The following is a 9,291-nucleotide window of genomic DNA, read 5'->3' on the forward strand; positions in this document are numbered from 1 at the left end:
GTGAAAACACGCGTCGTTCCCGAGTGGTGTGCGGCTTTGCCGCGCGCCGCGCAGGAGACAGCGAGAGCGTCGACACGTTCTTCAACATCAAACCGGATTGGCTTCGAACCGTCTGCCAGGCATGACGATCCGCGAAGCTGGCAAACGGAGGAGCACATGGTCCATACACATCACAGGCACAAGGCCTTCTCGGCATGGCACGCGCAGCTTTTATGTTGCCGCAGCGATGTTTTGAGATCAAACTGATTCCGCGCACGTCCAGGCCCCACCCCTGCGGTGGTATTGGCCCGCGGGCTGCTTCTCCGTCCTGATCACCCGCCTGTACGCATGGTCTGCCGACCACGCATCCCTAAGAAAGAAGGAAGACAAATGAAGATCCAATCCACCCTCGTGAACAGCGCTGTTGGCGCTGGTTTGCTGTGCCTGGCCACGGCCGCCATGGCCGACATCCGCGTGATGTGTTACCAGGACGGCAACGAGTGCGACGTGACCGCTGACCTGATCAAGCGCTACGAGGCGCAGCACCCTGGCAACAAGGTCATCCTCGACACCGTGCCCTACAAAACGGTGGTGGAGCAGTTGCCGATTCAACTGGCTGCGGGCCAGGGCCCGGACATTGCACGTGTGGCCGAAATCGGTGGTCTGTCGAAGAACTACATCGACATCAGCGGCTACGTCAAAGACAAAAAATACTGGGAAGACAACTTCGGCAGCACCCTGCCATGGATGCGCAACAAGGCCGGCGACAAGGGCATTTACGGCGTGATGTCGCAACTCACCATGACCGGTCCGTTCGTCAACAAGACGCTGTTTGAACAAGCCAAGATCCCGCTGCCAGGCCCCAAGGCGACGTGGGACGAGTGGGCAGACGCCGCACGCAAAGTGGCCAAGGCCACACAAACCCCATCGGCCATGGCCTGGGACCGTTCGGGCCACCGTTTTGGCGGCCCTGCCGTGAGTTACGGTGCGAAGATTTTTGACGCCAAGGGCAACCTGGTGGTGGACGATGGCTACAAGGCCGCGGTGAGCAAGTTTGTCGGCTGGCACAAAGACGGCACCATGCTGAAGGACGTGTGGGGCGGCTCGGGCGGCTCCAGCTACGCCGACACCGTGGGCGAATTCAAGAACGGCCGCGTGGTGATGATCTTGTCGGGCTCGTGGCAGATCAACCGCATGCAAAAGGAAATCGGCAACGCGTTCGACTGGGTGGCCGTGCCCAACCCATGCGGCCCGGCGGCTTGCTCCGGCATGCCCGGCGGCGCGGCCTGGGTGGCGTTGAAGACCACCAAGTCGCCCAAGGAGGTGGGCCAGTTCCTCGACTTCATGGCACAAGAAGCCAACGTGGCTGAGTTCGCCTCGCGCACCAACAACATTCCGGCACACGCCGGTGTGGCCAAAAAGGGCGTGACCTACCCCACGGCTGGCCCTGCTGCCCAGGCTGCGCTGGGTGTGTTCACCAGCGGCACTGCTACGCTGGCGCCTGCGGCCTACGCGCTGCAAGGCTACAAGTACAACCGCGCTTTGATGCTGCCAACGGTGACACGTGTGACCCAGGCCATCGTGGGTGAGATCAGTGTGGACGAGGCCGTCAACAAGATTGGCACCGACATGGCCGAGGCCGTGAAGCAAGCCGAGAAGTAAGCACACCCCCAGTCTTCGCGCACTGTGTGTCGCTGCGCCAACCCCCTTGCAGGGGGCGATGCCTGCGGACTGGCAGAGCCAGATCCGCGGCATCCCATGGTGATGCGGATACCGGTTTGCCTGTGCGCGTCTGAGTCGGTTCGAAAGAGGTAGGAGTTTGTATGTCGGTGTTTGCTAGCCTTCTGGGCTTCTTGTTCAACCTCTTTGAGCCTGTGTTTCGGCTTGGGCAGAAGCTGCTGGGGTCCAAGCGGATTGGGTGGTTGTTTGTCGGGCCGAACTTGCTGATCATCAGCATCTTCACGTTCCTGCCCATCCTCATCAACTTGGTGTATGCCGTCACGGGCGGGGTGAACCTGCTGCCGACGCAGCGGCCGTTCACGGGGCTGGAGAACTTCTCCATCCTGCTCGAATGCCGTGACTACACCGACCTGCAGACCTGCCGCACCGACATCTTCTGGCGTTCGATCTTCAACACCGTCAAGTTCAGCCTGATCCAGGTGGCGCTGATGTTGTTGTTCTCGCTGATCACCGCCCTGGTGCTCAACCGCAAGATCATTGGCCGGGGCTTCTGGCGTGGTGTGTTTTTCTACCCGGTGCTGTTGTCGCCGGTGGTGGTGGCGCTGATCTGGAAGTGGCTGCTGCAAAGCCAGGGCGTGTTCAACGCCGGGCTGGTGGCCATGGGCTCGCAGCCCATGGACTGGCTGCTCGACCGCCACTGGGCCTTCTTCTGGGTGGTGGTGGTGTCGATCTGGGCCCACATGGGTTTCTACACGCTGATCTTGCTGGCCGGCCTGCAAGCCATTCCGCGCGATGTCTACGAGGCCGCCGAGATGGACGCCGCGCCTCCGTGGCGCGTGCTCACGCGCATCACCTTGCCACTGCTCATGCCCAACCTGATCGTGGTGCTGGTGCTGGTGATGATTCGTGCGGTGCAAAGCTTTGACGAAGTGTTTGTGCTCACCGGCGGCGGACCGGGCTCGGCCACCACCTTCATCGTGCAATACATCTACCAGACCGGCTTTGCCGAGCAGATCCACCTGTATGGCCTGGCCGCTGCGGCGTCGCTCATTCTGGCGGTGGGGCTGATGGCGTTGACACTGGCGCAGCTGCGGCTGTCCAAGGCTGGCGAAGCCGGCAAAGTGAAGAAGTAAGGACAGCATCCATGGCAAATTTTCTGACCCGTACCCGTGGCCGCCAGCATGGCAGCACACGCCTGCATTGGACCGACTGGCTGTCCTACGCCTACCTGCTGGCCGGCTTGATCGTCATGTTCGGCCCGGTGCTGTGGCTGGTGATGTCGTCGTTCAAGACCGAAAGCGCCTTGAGCCAGTTCCCGCCCACCTTCTTGCCCTACAGCCAGAAGGAAGTGGTGGTGGCCGGCTTTGACAAGCCGCTGCCCTTGTTCCTGGCCAAGGACGAACAAGGCCAGACACGTGAACTGGCACAGGTGCGCCGCATCGGCCTGATGGCAACCATGGTCGACCCGGCCGCGCCGCAGACCGAGATCCGCGTCAACATCAACGACCGCCAGCCGGTCAACGAGCTGAAGTTCGCCAGCGGCAACTACACCGAGATCTTCGGCAAGTTCGCCTTCGGCAGCTACCTGTGGAACAGTGTGTTCATCACCGTTGTGGCCACCATCCTCACGTTGTTGTTCAACTCGATGGCGGCGTTTGCCTTGTCCAAGTACCAGTTCACCGGGCAGAAGACGGTGTTTGTGTTGATCATCGCCACGCTGATGATTCCGCCGACCATCATCCTGGTGCCGGCCTTCCTGGTGATTTCCGAGCTGAACCTGCTGAACAACCTGTGGGGCGTGATCCTACCGGCGGTGGCCACACCCACCGGCGTGTTCCTGCTGCGCCAATACATGTTGACCATTCCCGACGAATTGCTGGAAGCCGCGCGCATGGACAACGCCAGCGAATGGCGCATCTACTGGAAGATCATCCTGCCGCTGGCCGCGCCAGCGATGGCGGTGTTGGCCATCTTCTCGTTCATGTGGCGCTGGAACGACTTCCTGTGGCCGTTGATTGTGTTGTCCAAGTCGGAACACTTCACGCTGCAACTCGCGCTTAACGCCTTCCAGGGCGAACTCAATACGCAGTGGCACTACCTGCTGGCCATGACGGTGATCACGCTGATCCCGATCACGCTGGTGTTTGCCTTCCTCCAGAAATACATCACCACTGGCATCGCCAGTGCCGGTGTGAAGTAACCGAATAGGACTCTCTCGTGGCTACTCTTGAACTCGCCAACGTCGTCAAAACCTTCGACAAAAGCACCATCATCCATGGCGTCGACCTGCAAGTGGCCGACGGTGAATTCGTCGTCTTCGTCGGCCCTTCGGGCTGCGGCAAATCCACGCTGCTGCGCATCATCTCGGGCCTGGAGCCCGCCAGCAGCGGCGACATCCGCATCGATGGCCAACGTGTCAACGACGTGACCGCCGCACACCGTGGCTGCTCCATGGTGTTCCAGTCGTATGCGCTGTACCCGCACATGAGTGTGTACGACAACATGGCTTTTGGCCTGGAGAACCTGGGTGTTGCCAAGTCGGTGATCGAGAGCAAGGTCAACGCCGCGGCTACCATGCTGCAACTGGCACCGCTGCTGCAACGCAAGCCTACGCAACTGTCGGGCGGCCAGCGCCAGCGTGTGGCCATTGGCCGCTCCATCGTGCGCGAACCCAAGCTGTTCCTGTTCGACGAGCCCTTGTCCAACCTGGACGCCGAGCTGCGCGTGTCCATGCGTGCCGAGATCCGCGACTTACATGCGCGCCTGGGTGCCACCATGATTTATGTGACCCACGACCAGGTGGAAGCCATGACCATGGCCGACAAGATTGTGGTGCTGCGTGCCGGCCGCATTGAGCAGGTGGGCTCGCCGCTGGAGCTGTACAACCGGCCGTGCAACCAGTTTGTTGCCGGCTTCATTGGCAGCCCGCGCATGAACTTCGTACCCGTGGCCACCATGCCCGGCGCCAAGGCCGGCACCGCCACCGTGGGCATTCGCCCCGAGCACGCCCAGTTGGCGAATGACGGCCCGCTGCAGATGAAGGTATCGCAGGTCGAGCAACTCGGCAGCACCAGCATCCTGCACGGCAACGTGGTGGCCGATGCGCCGTTTGAAGTCATCTTGCCGGGCCAGACCACCATTCAGCGTGGCGACACCGTGCAGGTCACCGCACCTGCCGAACACCTGCATTACTTCGACCAGAACGGCCTGCGCATCTAAGCCTAAGCCTCTAAAAACAACATCGACAAGTAGTAGCCATGCGCCTCGACCAAGCCCCCACCTTTGCCCTGCAATCGCAGACCGGCAACCACGTCGTTTTGAGCAGCACCAGTGGTGCCGTCGCCCACATCTGGGTGCTCGAAGAAGACATCGTTCGTGTGCTCGTTTTGCCCCAAGGCCAGCTGCAGATGCCGCGCAGCTGGACGGTGGCGCCGGGGCTGGAAAACCTGCCCGTGCAAGGCCGCGACCGTTTTGACGTGAGCGGCTTTTCGCTGCCCGCGTTTAAGCTGACACATGACGCACAGCAATTGCAGATCACCACTGGCGCCGTGCGCCTGACCATTGCGTTGCAAGGCTTCTTCTGCCGCTGGGAAAGCCAATACAAGGGCCAATGGCAAGCCACGGCGGCCGACCGCCCGACGCAGAGCTACAACTTCGGCTGGTGGGACGAAAAGGTCTACCACTACCTGCAGCGTGAACGCGGCGAGGCCTACTTCGGCCTGGGCGAGCGCGCGGGCGACGCCAACCGCGCGGGCCAACGCTACCGCATGTGCAACCTCGACCCCATGGGTTACAGCGCGCGCAGCACCGACCCGCTGTACAAACACATTCCTTTCTACATCACCCGCAAGGGGGGGGAGAAAGATGCCGGCCTGTGCTTCGGTCTGTTCTACGACACCTTGTCTGATTGCAGCTTCGACATGGGCCGCGAGATGGACAACTACCACGGCCACTACCGCTACTTTGTGGCCGACCATGGTGACCTCGACCTGTACTACATCGCCGGTGCCGACCCCGCTGCCATCACACGCCGCTACACCTGGCTGACGGGTGTGCCTATCTTCCCGCCGCGTTACGCCCTGGGTTACTCGGGCTCGACCATGAGCTATACCGATGCGCCCAACGCGCAAGAGCGCATGGGCGAGTTCCTGGAGCGCTGTGAAGAGCACGATATTCCGTGCGACTCGTTCCACTTGTCGTCCGGCTACACCTCCATAGGCCCGGGCCGCTACGTCTTCAACTGGAACCGCGAGAAGTTTCCCGACCCAGCTGCCTTTGTGCAGAGCTACCTGGACCGTGGTGTGCGCCTGGTGCCCAACATCAAGCCCGCGCTCTTGCGCGACCACCCGCGCTTTGCAGAAGCGCGCCAGGCCGGCCTGCTGGTGCAAGACCCCGATGGCCAGCCCACGGCCGTGCAGTTCTGGGACGGTACCGGCGGCTATCTCGACTTCACCAACCCCGCCACCATTGCGTGGTGGAAGAAACAGGTGACCGAGCAGCTTCTGCAGTACGGCATCCCCTGCACCTGGAACGACAACAACGAGTTTGAAGTGTGGAGCGACAAGGCCTTGGCCCACGGCTTTGGCACACCACGCGCAGCACGCGAGGCGCGCCCGCTGCAAACGCTGCTGATGATCCAGGCCTCGCATGCGGCGCAGACCGAGTTTGCTCCGGCAGAGCGCCCGTATCTCGTGTCGCGCTCGGGCGCGGCCGGCATGCAGCGTTATGTGCAAACCTGGTCGGGCGACAACTACACCGCCTGGGAAACGCTCAAGTACAACATTCGTATGGGCCTGGGCCTGGCGATGTCGGGTGTGTCGAATACCGGCCACGACATCGGTGGTTTCTCTGGCCCTGCGCCTGGCCCCGAGTTGCTGGTGCGCTGGGTGCAGCACGGCATCTTCCTGCCACGCTTCAGCATCCATTCGTGGAACGACGACCAGACGGTGAACGAGCCGTGGATGTACCCCGAAGTCACGCCGCAGATCCGCGACCTGATCGTGCTGCGTTACCGCCTCATGCCCTATCTGTACGACCTGGTGTGGCGCTACCACAGCGCGTTGGAGCCCATCATCCGGCCGACCTACCACGACTTCCCGGATGACTTGCGTTGCCTGGAGGAAAACGACGACATGCTGATCGGCGCCAACCTGCTGTCGGCCGCGGTGGTCGAGCCCGGTCAGACCGAGCGTCAGGTGTGGCTGCCCGGCACGGGTGGCTGGTACGAGTGGGCTTCAGCGCAACACCACAAGGCCGGCCAGCATGTGACGCTGGCCGCCAAGCTGGATGGGCCGCCGCCCTTGCTGGCGCGCGAAGGCAGTGCCATTGCCATGAACTACGGCGACATCCACTTCGGCAAGGTGGAAGACTTGCGCGGCTTTCAGGTGTTTCCGTTCCTCGGCGAGGGCAAGTTCGAGGCGAGCTGTTTTGAAGACGACGGCCATACCCAAGCTTGCCGAGAAGGGCAGCATGGCCAATGGCGCCTGGCGGTGCAGTGCACGCCGCAGAGTTTGCACATCAGCGTGTTCCGCGAAGGGGCGCGTGCGCCCACGCAAGACTCTCTGGTCTTGCGCCTGCCGGCCGCGGACCAGCGCACGCTGAACTTCAGCGGTGCCAGCCTGGCACACGAGGCCGTGCATGCGGGTTGGCGCCAGCTCAGGCTCAAGCTCTCATAAGCCTGCCCGGCATCGCCATGGCGATGCCGGGGTTCCGCATAGGGCAAGGCTGAACAATTCTCACTTGGCGTCCGCATCCCTGGCATGGCCGGCCTGCGGCGTTGCCAATCCTCGCCTTGGCTTGATCCGCAGGCTTGCGCGCCGGGCGCGCACAAGTCGCCGAACGCGGCCCGCGTGCCGGCTGGCCTGCCGCTGAAGCCATTCATCCGCGAGCACACCGACGCGGACAACACACACCTGGCTACTGGCCGTATGCGCCATGGCGCCGCAATGTTGCTGGTGCGCAACGGTGTCTGCATGGCATCGCGGGCCAACGCGTGGCGCGCGTTTCGGCCATGTTTTGCGCGTCTGAAGGCCGTCCTACGCAGCTATTGTTGCGTAGCTTGAAAAGCCCCTTGCTTGGTGATTCAAACAGAAATGCTTTGGATACCACAGCGGCCGCGCAGCATTGTTGCCAATTGTCAAATACCGTATAAATGGGCAGCAGCGTGGTCTGAAGATGTAGTTCGTCGAACCACAACTTTCTCCTTAACCGGAAGTCATTGCATGGGCAGCAAACACTTCTTTGTTATGCAAAAACGACGGTCAAGCTGACGGCGACATGAGCATAAGGCCGGAAGACCACCCGATGCTCGCGCTGTCGCTTCAGGCGACGGTGCTCTCCCATGCACGTATGCGTGAGGCCGCCATGGCCTTTGCTAGCGAAATCGCCAGCGCCCGGGGTTGTGTGCGCGTCAGTGTCGGTTTTGTAGTCAACCACTTCATCACCCTGGTCGCGGTCTCGCATGGCGGCGACGAAGGCCTGGGCGGCAAGGCTTTCGCCGGGCTCGCTGCGGCCATGGACGAAGCCGTGGCCCAGGGCACCAGCGTGCAGTTTCCAGCCGAGGGCGCGCCCGCCGTGCGCTTGGCGCACAGCCGCCTGGCCACAGGTCTTGTCGGAGCCGTCGCCAGCGTGCCCATTGTCTACATGGGTGAAACGGTAGGCGCGGTGACCTGTGAATGGGCGACACGCCCGCCCGCCATGCCCTTGCTTGTCAGCGAGCTGGAGAACCTGGTCAGCCTGGCGGGTCCGGTGTTGTATCTGATGCAGCAGCGGGAAGCTCCGCTACGCCGGCGCCTGGCCGAAGCGCTGCGGCGCACTGGCCGCAAGCTGCGTTCCAGCGAAGGTGCGCGCGCGCGCATCGCCGTGGCGGCCGCGGTGGTGGCCGTGGTTGTGGCGCTGGCCCTGCCCGTGGAGTACCGCGTGGGGGGCCACGCCCAGGTCCAGGGCGAGCAGCAGCGCTCGCTGGTGGCTCCGGCCGATGGTTTCCTCAAGGCCAGCCATGTCCGACCCGGTGACCACGTCAAGGCCGGGCAGTTGTTGATCGAGATGGCCGACCAGGACCTGTCGCTGCAGCGGCGCAAATGGGCCAGCGACCTGAGCCTGCAGGAAAACGCCTACGCCAGCGCCCTGGCCCGTGCCGACCGCGCCGCCATGGTGATTGCCCTGGCGCGTGCGGACGAGGCTCGGGCCCATCTCGAGTTGGTCGAAGCCGAGTTGTCGCGCTCGCGCATCCTGGCACCGTTCGACGGCATTGTGGTGGACGGCGACCTGAGCCAGTTGCTCGGTGCCCCGGTGGAGCGCGGCAAGCCGCTGATCGTGATGGCACCATTGGAGCGTTACCGCGTGGTGGTACAGGTCGATGAGCGCGACATTGCCAGCGTGCAGACCGGCCAGCAGGGCACGCTGGCGCTTTCGGCCCTGCCATGGGACGCACTGCCTATCCGGGTTACCCGCATCACGCCGGTGGCGCGGGCGGTGGAAAGCCGCAATGTCTTTGATGTGGAAACCGACATCCAGACCGACGCCAGCCGCATCCGCCCCGGCCTCGAAGGTGTGGCCAAGATTGCCGTAGGGCAGGCGCCGCTGGCCTGGGTGTGGTCGCACCGGCTCATCGACTGGTTGCGGCTCTCGGCA

The 9,291-nt window shown here is 62.9% G+C and carries 6 protein-coding genes; all 6 read left to right on the forward strand.

All coding sequences use genetic code 11. The annotated features are described in order from the left end of the window. Positions 1–369: 369 nt before the first annotated feature. Positions 370–1,641, forward strand: coding sequence for an ABC transporter substrate-binding protein (locus ACFQ95_RS23950; protein ID WP_422835163.1), 1,272 nt, complete (start codon positions 370–372; stop codon positions 1,639–1,641). A 161-nt stretch (positions 1,642–1,802) separates the two neighbouring features. Then, on the forward strand, positions 1,803–2,792 hold the full coding sequence (locus tag ACFQ95_RS23955; RefSeq protein ID WP_422835165.1) for a carbohydrate ABC transporter permease: 990 nt from the start codon (positions 1,803–1,805) through the stop codon (positions 2,790–2,792). Between the two features lie 11 nt (positions 2,793–2,803). Then, positions 2,804–3,859 carry a carbohydrate ABC transporter permease gene (locus tag ACFQ95_RS23960; protein WP_422835167.1) on the forward strand — a complete coding sequence of 352 codons (1,056 nt, stop codon included), beginning with the start codon at positions 2,804–2,806 and terminating at the stop codon, positions 3,857–3,859. 17 nt (positions 3,860–3,876) lie between these two features. Continuing rightward, positions 3,877–4,878 carry an ABC transporter ATP-binding protein gene (locus ACFQ95_RS23965; protein ID WP_422835169.1) on the forward strand — a complete coding sequence of 334 codons (1,002 nt, stop codon included), beginning with the start codon at positions 3,877–3,879 and terminating at the stop codon, positions 4,876–4,878. A 38-nt stretch (positions 4,879–4,916) separates the two neighbouring features. Then, complete coding sequence (locus ACFQ95_RS23970; RefSeq protein WP_422835171.1) at positions 4,917–7,334, forward strand: TIM-barrel domain-containing protein; 2,418 nt, start codon at positions 4,917–4,919, stop codon at positions 7,332–7,334. A 601-nt stretch (positions 7,335–7,935) separates the two neighbouring features. Continuing rightward, positions 7,936–9,291, forward strand: a 1,356-nt coding sequence (locus ACFQ95_RS23975; protein ID WP_422835172.1) for an efflux RND transporter periplasmic adaptor subunit, incomplete at its 3' end; no start/stop codon positions are given.

It is taken from the genome of Variovorax sp. HJSM1_2, assembly GCF_049316285.1.
Lineage (GTDB): Bacteria > Pseudomonadota > Gammaproteobacteria > Burkholderiales > Burkholderiaceae_C > Rhodoferax_B.

Excerpts from the sequence above, each read along its gene's own strand:
- ACFQ95_RS23970 (WP_422835171.1), top strand. The coding sequence starts at position 4,917 with ATGCGCCTCGACCAAGCCCCCACCTTTGCCCTGCAATCGCAGACCGGC.
- ACFQ95_RS23955 (WP_422835165.1), top strand. The coding sequence starts at position 1,803 with ATGTCGGTGTTTGCTAGCCTTCTGGGCTTCTTGTTCAACCTCTTTGAG.
- ACFQ95_RS23960 (WP_422835167.1), top strand. The coding sequence starts at position 2,804 with ATGGCAAATTTTCTGACCCGTACCCGTGGCCGCCAGCATGGCAGCACA.
- ACFQ95_RS23950 (WP_422835163.1), top strand. The coding sequence starts at position 370 with ATGAAGATCCAATCCACCCTCGTGAACAGCGCTGTTGGCGCTGGTTTG.